At 63.5% G+C, this 13,348-nt stretch carries 10 protein-coding genes; 4 read left to right on the plus strand and 6 right to left on the minus strand.

Annotated elements, in window-relative coordinates:
- Window positions 1-7 precede the first annotated feature (7 nt).
- Window positions 8-748 (minus strand): MBL fold metallo-hydrolase, encoded by a 741-nt coding sequence (locus tag G6N36_RS23870; RefSeq protein WP_163689256.1) that lies wholly within the window; start codon window positions 746-748, stop codon window positions 8-10.
- A 34-nt stretch (window positions 749-782) separates the two neighbouring features.
- Between G6N36_RS23870 and fgd the strand changes: the two genes are divergently transcribed.
- Together fgd and G6N36_RS23880 are read left to right on the plus strand one after the other, a co-directional pair.
- Entirely contained in the window at window positions 783-1,793 is a 1,011-nt protein-coding gene (gene fgd / locus G6N36_RS23875) for a glucose-6-phosphate dehydrogenase (coenzyme-F420) (RefSeq protein WP_163689257.1), read from the plus strand.
- Between the two features lie 23 nt (window positions 1,794-1,816).
- The gene (locus G6N36_RS23880) at window positions 1,817-2,791 is read left to right on the plus strand and encodes an endonuclease/exonuclease/phosphatase family protein (protein ID WP_163689258.1); all 975 of its coding nucleotides are present in this window, start codon (window positions 1,817-1,819) and stop codon (window positions 2,789-2,791) included.
- Here G6N36_RS23880 and G6N36_RS23885 read toward each other — a convergent pair.
- The 4 genes from G6N36_RS23885 to G6N36_RS23900 form a co-directional block, all read right to left on the minus strand.
- Window positions 2,788-4,503, minus strand: coding sequence for a glycosyltransferase family protein (locus G6N36_RS23885; RefSeq protein ID WP_163689259.1), 1,716 nt, complete (start codon window positions 4,501-4,503; stop codon window positions 2,788-2,790). The genes G6N36_RS23880 and G6N36_RS23885 overlap by 4 nt on opposite strands.
- A 7-nt stretch (window positions 4,504-4,510) precedes the next feature.
- Window positions 4,511-6,448 (minus strand): hypothetical protein, encoded by a 1,938-nt coding sequence (locus G6N36_RS23890; RefSeq protein WP_163689260.1) that lies wholly within the window; start codon window positions 6,446-6,448, stop codon window positions 4,511-4,513.
- Window positions 6,448-7,794 (minus strand): glycosyltransferase, encoded by a 1,347-nt coding sequence (locus G6N36_RS23895; protein ID WP_163690860.1) that lies wholly within the window; start codon window positions 7,792-7,794, stop codon window positions 6,448-6,450. Before G6N36_RS23895 ends, G6N36_RS23890 begins: the two co-directional genes overlap by 1 nt.
- Window positions 7,795-7,868: 74 nt before the next feature.
- The gene (locus G6N36_RS23900) at window positions 7,869-9,332 is read right to left on the minus strand and encodes a hypothetical protein (RefSeq protein WP_163689261.1); all 1,464 of its coding nucleotides are present in this window, start codon (window positions 9,330-9,332) and stop codon (window positions 7,869-7,871) included.
- 317 nt (window positions 9,333-9,649) lie between these two features.
- Here G6N36_RS23900 and pta point away from each other — a divergent pair, with 317 nt between their 5' ends.
- Window positions 9,650-11,722, plus strand: coding sequence for a phosphate acetyltransferase (gene pta / locus G6N36_RS23905; protein ID WP_163689262.1), 2,073 nt, complete (start codon window positions 9,650-9,652; stop codon window positions 11,720-11,722).
- Complete coding sequence (locus tag G6N36_RS23910; protein ID WP_163689263.1) at window positions 11,719-12,852, plus strand: acetate kinase; 1,134 nt, start codon at window positions 11,719-11,721, stop codon at window positions 12,850-12,852. The genes pta and G6N36_RS23910 overlap by 4 nt, the downstream gene beginning before the upstream one ends.
- On the opposite strand, the gene G6N36_RS23915 is transcribed toward G6N36_RS23910, so the two are convergent.
- Entirely contained in the window at window positions 12,836-13,237 is a 402-nt protein-coding gene (locus G6N36_RS23915; protein WP_163689264.1) for an STAS domain-containing protein, read from the minus strand. The two genes, G6N36_RS23910 and G6N36_RS23915, sit on opposite strands and share 17 nt — an antisense overlap.
- Window positions 13,238-13,348: the final 111 nt, after the last annotated feature.

Raw genomic sequence — 13,348 nt, forward strand, 5'->3', positions numbered from 1 at the left:
TGCCGGCTCAGCCGGCGTTGGCCTGAGCCTGAGCCGCCGCCTCCCGGATCGAACCCCGCCACACCGGACCGTGACCGGGCAGCAGTATCTCGGTGTCCAGCAGCCCGAGCGCGGACAGGCTGCGCAGACAGCCCTGCTCGTCATGGTTGAACAGCGTCGGCAGCAGCTGCGGCCCGGTGCGCGAAGCCAGCGGGTGGCCGGTGACCAGGGCGTCGCCCGAGACCAGCACGCCGTCGACCACGAAGGAACAGTGCCCGCCGGTGTGCCCCGGCGTCGGAATCGCCACCGGCGCACCGGGAAGCCCTGCGGCAACGCCTTCGGTCAGCGCCTGGGTGGTCGGGATGCCGTCGCGAGTCAACGCGCCTTTACGGGCGATCGCCACGGACCACTTCACGTAACGCGGCTGCCAGATGTGTTTGACGATGTCGACGGGCGATGCCTGCTCCAGGTACTCCCGCCTGGAGTGGGCGACCTCCGTGGCGTGGCAATACACCGGTGTTCCATGGGTTCTTGCGAACCAGATGGCCGAACCGAAGTGGTCGACGTGGGCGTGCGTCAACAGGATCGCGCGCAGATCCCCGATGCCGAATCCGAGCCGGCGGAGCGAGTCCAGCACGTCGTCGCGATTGCCCGGGAAGCCGGTGTCGATCAGGATCACGCCGGCATCGTCGGCGACCAGAGTCCAGTTGACGAGGTCGGTGTAGGCGAAGTGGACGCGGTCTGTGATGGCGTCCAGGGCTGCTGCCATGCAGCGAGTTTAGGCAGCAGGGTAGAAAGAAAGTGTGCCTGAACTGAAACTCGGATATAAGGCGTCGGCGGAGCAATTCGCCCCGCGTGAACTCGTCGAGCTCGGCGTCGCCGCCGAAGCGCACGGTATGGACAGCGCCACCGTCAGCGACCACTTTCAGCCGTGGCGCCACGAAGGTGGTCATGCGCCGTTCTCGCTGGCCTGGATGACCGCGGTGGGTGAGCGCACCGAGCGCCTGTTCCTCGGCACGTCGGTGATGACGCCGACGTTCAGATACAACCCCGCCGTCATCGCCCAGGCCTTCGCCACCATGGGCTGCCTCTACCCGGACCGCATCTTCCTCGGTGTCGGCACCGGTGAGGCGCTCAACGAGATCGCGACGGGCTACGAGGGCGAGTGGCCCGAATTCAAGGAGCGCTACGCCCGCCTGCGCGAATCCATCCGGCTCATGCGTGAGCTGTGGCTCGGCGACCGCGTCGACTTCGAGGGCGAGTATTACAAGACCAAGGGCGCGTCGATCTACGACGTTCCAGAGGGCGGCATCCCGATCTACATCGCCGCGGGCGGACCCCAGGTCGCCAAGTACGCGGGCCGCGCGGGCGACGGGTTCATCTGCACGTCCGGCAAGGGCGAGGAGCTGTACAAGGACAAGCTGATTCCCGCGGTGAAAGAGGGCGCAGAGGCCGCCGACCGCGACCCCGACAGCATCGACCGGATGATCGAGATCAAGATCTCCTACGATCCGGATCCGAAGCTGGCGCTGGAGAACACCCGCTTCTGGGCTCCGCTGTCGCTGACGGCAGAGCAGAAGCACAGCATCAACGACCCCATGGAGATGGAGAAGGCCGCCGACGAGCTGCCGATCGAGCAGGTCGCCAAGCGCTGGATTGTCGCGTCGGATCCCGACGAAGCGGTCGAAATGGTCGGTCAGTACGTCAAGTGGGGTCTGAACCACCTGGTGTTCCACGATCCCCGCCACGATCAGCGCCGTTTCCTCGAGCTGTTCCAAAAAGATCTGGAGCCGCGGCTGCGCCGACTCGGCTGAGCGGAAAGCGCAACGAGCACAGCATGATTCGGCTGTTCGCGACCGTACTCGGCGTGCTCGCGTTCGTGGTCGGCGCGGTCGGATTGGCGTCGCGCTACCTACCGATAGCCAACGAGGCCATCCTCGTCGTCGCCGCGGCATCGCCGTATCTGACGGCCGCAGCCCTCATCGCTCTGATCCTGTTCGCGCTGGCGCGGCGTTGGGTGCTGACCATCGCCGCCGCCCTGTTGTGCGTGGTGATGATCGGTGTCCAGCTGCCGCGGTTCATCGGCTCCGAGAGCACGGATGTGCCGAGCGTCGCAGTACGGGTGGTCACCGCCAATCTTGGCTTTGGACAGGCGGATTCGGGAACTGTCGCGGACCTGGCGCGCTCATCGGCCGATGTGCTGGTGATCCAGGAGCTGACGCCCCAGGCTGCCGCCGGGCTGGAAGGGTTGGACGAGACGTTTCCGCACCGCATGCTCGATCCCGCAGAGCAGGCATTCGGAATCGGGATCTGGAGCAGGTACCCGCTCGTCGACACCGGGCACATCGAGGGCTACCAGATGCCGATGCTGCGCGCCCGCGTCCAGCTTCCGGGCGTACGGTTCCCGCCGACGCTGCTGGCCGTGCACCTCGCCGCACCGTGGGTGCAGCCGCTGCACATCTTCGGTGACGACATGGCCAGGTTCCCGGCGACCCTGCGCGACATCGCGGGCGAAGCGGGATCGGGTGCGGTGATCGTCGCCGGCGATCTCAACTCCACCATCGATATGCAGCCGTTCCGCAAGTTCCTGGACGAGGGTTACCGCGACGCGGGTGAACAGGTCGGCGCGGGCCTGACCCGTACGTATCCGAGCGAGCCGTGGCGTAAGCCGATGATCGGCATCGATCATGTGCTCGTCTACAACTGCGTCGCGTCTTCCGTGCGGACGGTGCCGTTGCCCGGCTCCGACCACCGCGGCCTGGCCACCACGGTCGAGATTCCGGTCGACCCGACCGCCAGTTATCCCGTCTAGGGGCGGGATGAGTTCTTTAACAGGTCCTCGTCCACCTCTGGTTTGACAACTCGGTACAGACGCCATTGCTCCTGTCCGAAGGCACCCTGGGCGGAGTGGACAAGCACACCGATTCCTGCGCCGTCATCCCACATCGTCGGGTAGCGAGTGAGGACGGTATCGGGCGCAGCGTTGTACTCAGGGTTGGTGACGAGCAGGTACCGGACTCCAAAGTCCCACGGACGGTTCAAGGCTGCGGCGTAGTCGAAGTCGGTGTCGATAATGAACTGCTTGGGATCGTTGGATGCCAGCCAAACTCCCCAGTTCATGAAGGTGTCCATCAACACCGACCCGTCGGGGAGATTCTGTCGATCTAGATAAGCGGCGAGAATGCGGTCGTCCACGCCAACTCGCCGGTACCACTGTTCGTGGGGCGGATATGTATCGGGATCGAGGAGCGAGTTGAGCCCGAACTGAAGGTGGTGATTGCCGATGTCCTTGTCGAGCATCGAAATCGCCGACACCGGGACGCAAACGAGGAGCGAGAGGCTGAGAACTGCCGCGCCAAACCTGCTCGGGATGGTGTTCATTCGCCAGCGACTTATCGGCGCGTCAGTCGGGGTCCACCAAATCAACGCGAGGACAATCACCATCGGAATTGCCGGCATGTAATAGCGAAACCATCCGAAGGTCGTGTCGGTGTAGGCGCCCCACAGAGAGAAAGCCAAGATCGATCCGAACGTGACGATCGGTATCAGGCCGTCGATTCTCCTGGTCGACACGATGACCACCACGGCGATGGCTACCGCGAACCCTGTGAAGGGCTGCATAGCCAGTGTTCTGATCGCCAGCAGCATCCATTCGTGCGGCACGTCGAGCATGCCGGAGTCGCGGGCCAGCGACGTCGCAACCTGGCTGGTGTTGCCGTATTGGGAGGTTAGGGTTGCGAACAGCTCACCGGTCAGGATCCATCCTGTGGCGGCCCACGCTAGGAAAGCCACGCCTAGAGGAAAGATTACGATCAGCATGTTGAGCACCACTGACGACATGGGTGACTGCGACCGGTAACGGATCAGAGTAACGCCAGCAACAAGTACAGCTGCGCCGACGGCAGCGACTATGACCTCATAGCGGGCGAGATAGCCTAACCCCAAGGCGATTCCGGCCAAGGCGAGATCCCCGACGGCCAGCGACTCGACCCACTTGAGTAGGTGACGGATGCACCACAGGACGAAGAAGATCTCAGCGGCCTCACTCAACCCGGAGCCACCGTATGTGACGACCATTGGGTGGAGAGCGAATGCAGCTACTGCGGTGTAGCGCCACACGCGACCGACGCCACGATCCAACGCGATCCTCCGGACCAGTAGCGCCGAGCCCGCCATGAATGCTGCGCTTTGTATTGCGCCAGCCAGACCATATTTCTTTAGTTCCGGCCACCATTGGTGCAGTGGCAGCAGCGGGATTTCGATCAGGCTGGGCAACGGATTCCAGACGAACCCGATCGCGGATAGGTGAGGATCTCTGCTCATCAAGGCGAAGCCGGCGTGCGCGACCCGGCTTGGACCGTCTCCGTCGAAAAGGTTATAGCGAGTGATCAGAATCGCGTTGATTACGACATACCCCGCTACCAGAACGAGGAACAGCGCGACCGGCGGCCATGAGATTCGTCGCTGCGGTGGCGACACCTCCTCCGGAGACGCCTGGACGTTCTCGGCGACATCGACGCTCATCGCCGCCTCATGGATTGGCGCGTCGCTTTCGAAGGACGACGATCGAGATGGCGGCCAGCACGGCGATGACGCCCGCTGCGATGGTTGCCCAGACCCACCATCTCCAACCGTTGGCAAGATCCGGTTGCGGTGTCATTGCATCGCCGGCGCGGACCGCCATGTTCGCGGTGTCGCCGGCTGGGCCAGTGGCAACGGTGTCGCCGATCAATGACGCCCACCGATTCTCTAGTCCCCGGATGTAGTCGAAACTTCGGTCCACGAGGCCCCAGTCGCCCGTGCTGTTCAGCGCGAGCACCATCCGTCCGTTGTGTGAGAACGCCTGGACCACGCCAAGTGGACCATGTATGTCTATGTCTGTGATCGGAGCACCGTTGACATCGACGACGGTCGCGCCAGTGGTAAGCATCGGAGGCTGCATACCTGCGCGCGCAAGCTCCTCACCACTCGCCACGACCACCAGCCCGGAGCCACGTCCTGCGGCTTCGTCGAGGGTTGCAAGACGGGGCCGCAGTGCGACCACCGAGTGCTGCCCCATCAGGTTGATTGCCTGCGCGGCATAGCGAATGTGCTCCGGTTGGTCGATCGCGACATCAAACTCAGGCGCAAATGCCATTGGTAGAACCGGAAATCCACCGCGATTGTGACTGCCGGGGGTGACGGTGACGGTCGACCGAGGGTCGACAGCGAACGTGATTCTGTCGGTGAGCGGCGCACAATCCCTTTCGGGATTGTACCGAATCTCCAGTGAGAGTCCGACATTCGAGGCAATGGTTTCGGGAGGAAGATCAAAGTACAAGTCGACGAGACCTGACTCGTCGAGTTTGTGAGTTGCGAGGACGGTGCTTCCCGAGCGAATCAAGATAGATGCATTCCCAGATGTCACGGGGGTGTAGTTGGAGATCAAATGCACCTGTGCGTGGTCGATTGAGCCAACGGCGAATTCTGAAGCATCGAAGCCGATATAGAGCGTCTCAACCCCCAATATCTCTGACTCGGCGGTCATATCGAGTTCGCCGAAACTGCGGGTATATGCCGCGGTTGGGACGGAGTTCTTCATCGAGTTGACTGAGGCAGTGGTTGTTTGGGCGAGTTCGTACCGTCGGTCGGCGAAGAGATCCACCTGGCGGAGGAGTTCCTCACCCTTTCCGGTGATCGCCAGAACCGCTCCTTGCGTTCCCGGATTCTCGACGGCAATCCCGGGGTTGTCGCTTTCGCGGATCTCAATCGATCGCCGCGTCGGTCCGCCGCTCCGCCAAACCGGTGACGAGGAAGTGTCGACATCGATTCGAACAGGGATGGGCCGACTCAGTTGGGTGAGCTTGGCTACGAGCGCGAGTGCCGCCTGCTGCTGGTCACGACTCGGGTTAGGGCCCACACCGATCGTGATCTGGTCAAGATAACGAGGAAGGAAACCCGCGACTGTTGTTGGGTCGGGGGTGGGACCAGAGAATGTGGTCATGAGCTGACTCAAGCTGAGCGAAGGAAGCTCAGTGCAGCTGGTTGAAGGCGGATTTTGGTCTCGCAGAATGAAACTCAGTGGTGCTCGTCCTTCATTCACCATCGCGCCTGAGATGTCCACAGTGAACGGCACAGCCGAGACTCCCATGGGTACGACGATGCTGCCGAGCACGATACCGCGGGCGTCCAGGACGTCGACACGGCCATCGATCACGTTGACCACCGATCCGATCTGTCCGGTCAACATCGACGGACCGATGCCTTCGGGTACGGGGATCGAGGTATCGAAGGCCTGGTTGGAGCCGATTATCTCCAGCTTATCGGGAAGTCCCAACTGCCTCAGGCTGATCGCCGGTGTCACGTTGGGTTCGGCGGCAGCGGTTTCGTAGGGCTGCGCAGATGCGACGGGACTCGTAGGCAGCATGGCCTGAGCCGCGACGCCGATGACGGCAAGTGGCACGATGAGCGCCCGCGCGATGGCGCGCATTAGTTTCCTCCATTGGTAGGGGTCGGGGCTGTGGGGTGGGTGAGTCCGTGCACCGTCTTTTCCCAGAAGAACGGCCGGAATACCAACTGGTACAGTGCCTTTAATGCGGCGACTGACTGCAGGAGCCAGTACAGCGGCGCCAACAGCGCCGCCCACCATAGGTAGGGTTTGCCGAGCGCTTGGGTGGCGACCAGTCCCACGAAGATCGACAACGGCGCGCCGACGATGAACAGCACCAAGCAGATGTAGTAGGTCAACGGAGGGAATACTTCCGCCACGAATGCGGGTCTACCGAGTACCCATATCAACATCGTGAACCAGAAGATCAAGTTGATGGCGGCGGTCACCGGCACGCCGCCGGTCATGTTGATCAGGCGCAACGTCGACTTGATGCCGATCGTATTGCGCAGCTTAACCGGGCTACGAAGGTGGACCAGCATCGTCTGCAGGTAGCCCTTGTACCAGCGCGACCGTTGCCGAATCCAGTTGACCACGTCAGAGTTGGCTTCCTCCAACGTTATCGAGTCGAGAATGAGTGTCCGGTAGCCGTGTCGCGCCAGACGCACGCCCAGGTCGGCGTCTTCGGTGACGTTGTACTCGTCCCAGCCGCCGACCTCACGCCACACTCTGGTTCTCATATGGTTGGACGTGCCGCCCAGCGGAACGACGCCTCGCAACTCGTCGACCGCGGGCAGTACAATGCCGAACCACTGGTCGTATTCCAGCGAGAACCACCGGGTGAGCAGATTCTGCCGCTCGTTGAAGTACGCGAGGCGCGCTTGTAGACAACCGATTTCAGGTGGGACACGACGGAATGCGACGACTGCGCGGCGGAGCTGGAGCGGATCTGGAATGTCCTCGGCGTCATAGATGGTCACCATCTCGCCCTTGAGATCGGGCAGCGACATGCCGTAGTTGCAAGCCTTTGGCTTCGTGCGGGGCATACTGTGGGGAACCAGAACGATCCGCACGGACCGCAGGTCGGCGTCGAAGAGCGCTCTCTGCGTGGCGATGTCGTCTTCCTCCACAAGTAACAGGATCTCGAGCTTGTCGCTCGGGTAATCGAGCCTGCCGACACCATTGATGAGGTTGGACACGATGGAAGGTTCGTCGTAGACGGGCAACAGCACTGTGTAGACGGGGAGCTCATCGGAGGTCAGACTCAGGGCCTCGTCATCACTCACGCGTATCAGCGCGGACGACTTCAAACCCTTGAGCACCAGAAAGTTTCGGTCGATAGTCGACCACAGATACAGCATTGCTATCACCAGGGTGATCAGTGGTGGCACGTGGTGCGGCAGCGCAAGAACGGTGCCCGCAAAGAGCAACACCGCGCACGCCAGCATGATCAGTGAAGCGCGGCCAAGGATTGTGCGCGCCGACAGGTGCGCAGGCAGCACAACTGCTTCGCGGGTTTCAGTCACCGGTCGGCGCCCCCGGGGTCGACTTTTGAAGCGTTCATCAGCCGCTTGACCAATGCGTCCGCGCGCGCCACGACCAGCGGGTCGACGTGTCCGGCCGCATTTGGCTGCTGGCGGGCCAGCCACAGCGCCGGCTTGATCGAAGTATCGAGAAACGACAGTGCCGCGGGATTCGGTGGCGGTGCCTCGCTCTTGGGTGCCTGGTTGACGATCACGGTGACACGTTGGTAATTGTCGCCGGACTTCCACATCCAGGTGACGGCGTACCAGTCGGTGTCCGCTGCGTCGGTGGTGGCGTCGGCATTGCTGTGGATGACCCTGGCTCCGGCGGGCATCGATTCGCGTTTGACCGACTGGTATTCGATCGGCCGACTGCTTGGGTACCAGATCGAATCGTCGAAGTCGGTGAGCGCGGGCAATCGCTCAGTGGTGATGACGTCGATGGCTGCCGTGGGCATTCCGTCTTCGGCGGGCACGCGATAGCGGACGAACGTGGCGTCGGCGCCGATATACCTCGTGATGAATGGAAAGTCAGCGTCTGCAACGAGTCCCGCGCGCTGCTCCCAGTCTGCCGCGACCGCGGCGGCATATTGGCTGCGCGCGTGTGGCGGGTTGATCAGCAGCAGCGTCACCGCGACCAGGATCAACATCAGCATGGACAGCGGCGAGCGGTGCAACATGTCTGACCACGCGCTGCTCGCGGTGCTCACCAAGTGTGCGTCACGCAGCAGCATGACCACGGTGACGACGACGGGCACGATGCCCGCGACCAGGAGGACGGTGGCGGCGAGACTCAGGTGATCGCCCACCAACACGGTCAGCGCGCTCCCGCTCGCCACGCACACGAGGGTGGCGGACAGGCGCCGCCCCCAAGACGCGCAGCGTCCGGCGAGAAACACCGCCGTCGCGCCGAGAACGGCGGTCAGCAGCGCGACCACGGTGTCCGAACCCCCGAACGCGGCGGCCGTCAGTAGAAAGGGCAGTGGGCTGATGCAACACACCGCGAACAACCACAGCTGCCACATCCGCACGACATACCGGACCCCGAACATGACCGCCACCAGGCACGCAATCCAGAGCAGCACGCCCCACAGGTCCAATTGCCATTGCACGGCCAACGTCGGCATGCGATTGCGCAACAGGTAGATGCCGGTGAAGCCGCCGATGCCCGCGACGCCGGCGACGATCCAGTCGGACTCGGTATCGCTGACGCCGCGAGGCGCCTGTCGGTAGCCCGAGGCGATGACGCCGATCAGGATCGGCAGGACGAGCAAGACGACGACGCGGGATCCGGCCAGCGCATCGCCGAGGATGTCGGCGATCGCGAACGCGTAAGCGGCAAAGGACAGTATCGCGAAAACCGCAAGACGGGGCCAATATCGCCGAGCGACCGCAATCGAACCCGGCGACGGCGCCTCGGCTAGCGAGAGCGGGCGCACCGGAGTGACGAGCGACGTTTCCAAGATTCACCTCTATGACGCCCGGGAAGGGGACGCGCAGTTATGAGATTTGCTAAGGCAAGCACAGGACTGATGACGCGTTTGCGCCATTTGGCACGGTATCAGCAAATTCCGTAACTGGGTGTGACATATGAACAAAATCACACAGCCGTCAATATCTGGCAAAGGCTCACAGCGGGTACTCCACGCAGTGCGAGCTGTATCACCGGCCCCCCGATGTCGTCTCCGCAATCGTACGCGATCTTGATGACGGGCACGTCAATAGCGGTTCGGCCCGCACGCCGCACACTCGGCCTCGCCCGTGCCCTAGGCTTGTCCACGTGCCCGCTGAGCCAACTTCGGGGATCTACATCGCTTCACCGGAAGGCGACACGGGCAAGTCGACAATCGCCCTTGGCATCCTTCATCGGCTCGCCACCAACGTCGCGAAGGTTGGCGTCTTCCGCCCCATCACCCGCCTCGGCGAGGAGCGCGACTACATCCTCGAGCTGTTGCTGTCGCAGGCGACCGCGGGACTGCCCTATGAGGATTGCGTGGGTGTCAGCTATCAACAGCTGCACGAGGACCCCGACGCAGCGATCGGCGACATCGTCGACCGCTATCACCGGGTGGCCGACCAGTGCGACGCCGTGCTGATCGTCGGCAGTGACTACACCGACGTCGCCGCCCCCAGCGAGTTGTCCACGAATGCCCGCATCGCGGCAAACCTCGGCGCGCCCGTCGTCCTCGCAGTGAAGGCAAAAGACCGCAGTCCCGAACAGGTCGCCCAGATCGTCGACGTGTGCCTGGCCGAGATCAGCGCCCAGCACGCACACACCGCTGCGGTGGTGGCCAACCGCTGCGACCCCGATGGGATGGGCGCCCTGGCCGCAGCGCTCGAACCTTTCGGTCCCAAGTGCTACGTGCTGCCCGAGGAGCCGCTGCTGGTGGCGCCGTCGGTCGCCGAGTTGCAGGCCGCCGTCGAGGGGACGGTGATCGGAGGCGATTCCGCACTGCTTTCACGCGAGGCGATGGACGTGCTGGTGGCGGGTATGACCGCCGAACACGTGCTGGAGCGGCTGAACGAAGGCGTTGCCGTCATCACGGCGGGCGACCGGTCCGATGTCGTGCTCGCCGTCGTGAGTGCGCACGCCGCCGAGGGCTTTCCGTCGCTGTCCTGCCTGATCCTCAACGGTGGTCTCGAACTGCACCCGTCGATCGCCTCGCTGGTGTCAGGGCTGGGTCTGCGCTTGCCGATCCTCGCGACCCGGTTCGGCACGTTCGAGACGGCCAGCCGGGTGGCGTCGGCGCGCGGCAGGGTCACCGCCACTTCGGTGCGCAAGATCGACACTGCACTCGCGCTGATGGACGCGCACGTCGACGTCGCCGACCTGCTCGCACAGTTGACGATCGAGATGCCCTCGGTCGTCACCCCGCAGATGTTCACCTACCAGCTGCTGGACTGGGCGCGCTCGGATCGCAAACACATTGTGCTGCCCGAGGGTGACGACGATCGCATCCTCACCGCGGCGGGCCGGCTGCTGAAGCGCGGCGTCGCTGACCTGACGATCCTCGGAGAGGAAGCCCAGATCCGCGCGCGGGCGGCTGAACTGGGTCTCGACCTTTCGGCGGCAGCGGTGCTCGACCCGAAGACCAGCGAACTGTGCGACAAATTCGCCGAACAGTACGCCGAGTTGCGCAAGCACAAGGGCGTGACCGTCGAGCATGCCCGCGAGATCATTCACGACGTCTCGTATTTCGGCACCATGCTCGTGCACAACGACATGGTCGACGGCATGGTGTCGGGCGCTCGCCACACCACCGCCCACACTGTGCGCCCGTCGTTCGAGATCATCAAGACGCTGCCCGACGTGTCGACGGTGTCGAGCATCTTCCTGATGTGCCTCGCCGACCGAGTGCTCGCCTATGGCGACTGCGCGATCGTGCCCGATCCGACATCGGAACAACTCGCCGACATAGCCATATCGTCGGCCCGTACCGCCGCGAGGTTCGGTATCGAACCGCGAGTGGCGATGCTGTCGTATTCGACCGGTACCAGTGGCACCGGGGTTGACGTCGACAAGGTCAGGGCCGCAACGGAACTCGTACGCCAGCGGGAGCCGGAGTTGCTGGTCGACGGGCCCATTCAGTACGACGCGGCGGTCGAACCTTCGGTCGCGAAGACGAAGATGCCCGACTCTAACGTCGCCGGGCACGCCACCGTGCTGATCTTCCCCGACCTCAACACCGGCAACAACACCTACAAGGCGGTCCAGCGAAGCGCCGGCGCCATCGCGATCGGCCCCGTGCTACAGGGCCTGAAGAAACCGGTCAACGATCTGTCGAGGGGTGCACTGGTGGCGGACATCGTCAACACCGTCGCGATCACGGCCATTCAGGCGCAAACGCTGTGAGTCGCGTCCTGGTCGTGAACTCGGGCTCGTCATCGCTGAAATACGCAGTAGTGGAGTCAGATTCGGGCGAAATGATCGCCGACGGCATAGTCGAGAGAATCGGCGACGACGACGGCGTCCCCGACCACGCCGCAGCGTTACAGGTGGTGTTCGACGAACTGGCGGACGATCTGGCCGGACTGGTGGCCGTTGGTCATCGGGTGGTGCACGGGGGTCCGGACCTCTATCAGCCCACGCTGGTCGACGACGCCTTGATCACCAAGCTGGAGGAGCTGTCTCCGCTTGCGCCGCTGCACAATCCGCCCGCGCTGCTGGGTATCGAAGTGGCTCGCAAAGCGCTGCCCGATTTTCCGCATGTCGCCGTGTTCGACACCGCCTTCTTTCACGACCTGCCGCCCGCCGCGGCCACCTACGCCATCGACCGCGACATCGCGGCGCAGTGGAAGATCCGACGGTATGGATTCCACGGCACGTCGCACCAGTTCGTCAGCGAGCAGGTCGCCGAATTCCTCGGCGTACCACTGGATTCGCTGCGCCAGATCGTGTTGCACCTCGGCAACGGCGCGTCGGCGTCGGCGATAGTCGGCGGTCGTCCCGTCGATACCTCCATGGGATTGACACCGATGGAGGGCCTGGTGATGGGCACCCGCTCCGGCGATATCGACCCCGGGATCATCACCTATCTGTCGCGCACCGCCGAGATGAGAGTCGAGGACATCGAGTCGATGCTCAACCGTCGCTCCGGCATGCTGGGCCTCGGAGGTGAGATCGACTTCCGCGTCGTCCACCAGCGCATCGAATCCGGTGACTCGGCAGCACAATTGGCCTACGACGTCTACATCCACCGGTTACGCAAATACATTGGCGCCTACCTGGCGGTGCTCGGTTCGGCCGACGTCATCACCTTCACCGCCGGGGTCGGCGAGAACGACGCCGCTGTCCGTCGCGACGCGCTGAGCGGAATGTCGGCGCTGGGTGTCGAGCTCGACGAGGAACTCAACGCCGAGGCAAGCAAGGTCGCACGCCGGATCTCGGCGGAGAGCTCGAGAACGACCGTGCTCGTGGTTCCCACCGACGAGGAGCTGGCGATCGCCAGGGCCTGCGTCTCCGTGGTTACTGGACAGGGGTGAGCAGCGGCGGTGCCTTCTCCAGCGGCAGCGCACCCTCGGGATCGCAGATCGCGAGAAGGCGACGGACCTGCCTGCCGGCCTGCAGCACCCAGGTGGCTTCGCATCCGCAACAGATCACGTTGATGTTGTGCAGTGCCGCGAAGCCCGCGGTACCGAGGAAATCCACCAGCCGTAGGTCGATGACCACGTGCGTCGAACCCGCGATGTGACGCTGGACGTAGCCGGCGAGTTCACGGCTGTTCGCCGCGTCGATCTCACCCTCGACGGTGACGGTGACCGTCGAAGGCGCATCGCGGTGCGCGCTGAACACCGCGCGGTGGTGCACCTCCCGCCTGCCGATGGATTCGGGATCGGGTCTGAATACGCGAGAAGTACTGATGGTCACTGTGGGCCTCCTCAGTCGAACTGGGATGCCGTCAGGGGATCAGGCCCTACTTCTCAAAGCCGCTGTGACGTCACCGGTTGGCTCTCATCTCAACCTGAGAGAAACGCTACT

This window comes from Mycolicibacterium gadium, assembly GCF_010728925.1.
GTDB classification, from domain to species: Bacteria; Actinomycetota; Actinomycetes; order Mycobacteriales; family Mycobacteriaceae; genus Mycobacterium; species Mycobacterium gadium.

Bases quoted from the DNA above. Each gene is read 5' to 3' on its own strand.
- G6N36_RS23885 (WP_163689259.1), bottom strand. From the start codon at position 4,503: ATGAGCGTCGATGTCGCCGAGAACGTCCAGGCGTCTCCGGAGGAGGTG.
- G6N36_RS23890 (WP_163689260.1), bottom strand. From the start codon at position 6,448: ATGCGCGCCATCGCGCGGGCGCTCATCGTGCCACTTGCCGTCATCGGC.
- G6N36_RS23880 (WP_163689258.1), top strand. From the start codon at position 1,817: ATGATTCGGCTGTTCGCGACCGTACTCGGCGTGCTCGCGTTCGTGGTC.
- G6N36_RS23895 (WP_163690860.1), bottom strand. From the start codon at position 7,794: ATGCTGGCGTGCGCGGTGTTGCTCTTTGCGGGCACCGTTCTTGCGCTG.
- G6N36_RS23870 (WP_163689256.1), bottom strand. From the start codon at position 748: ATGGCAGCAGCCCTGGACGCCATCACAGACCGCGTCCACTTCGCCTAC.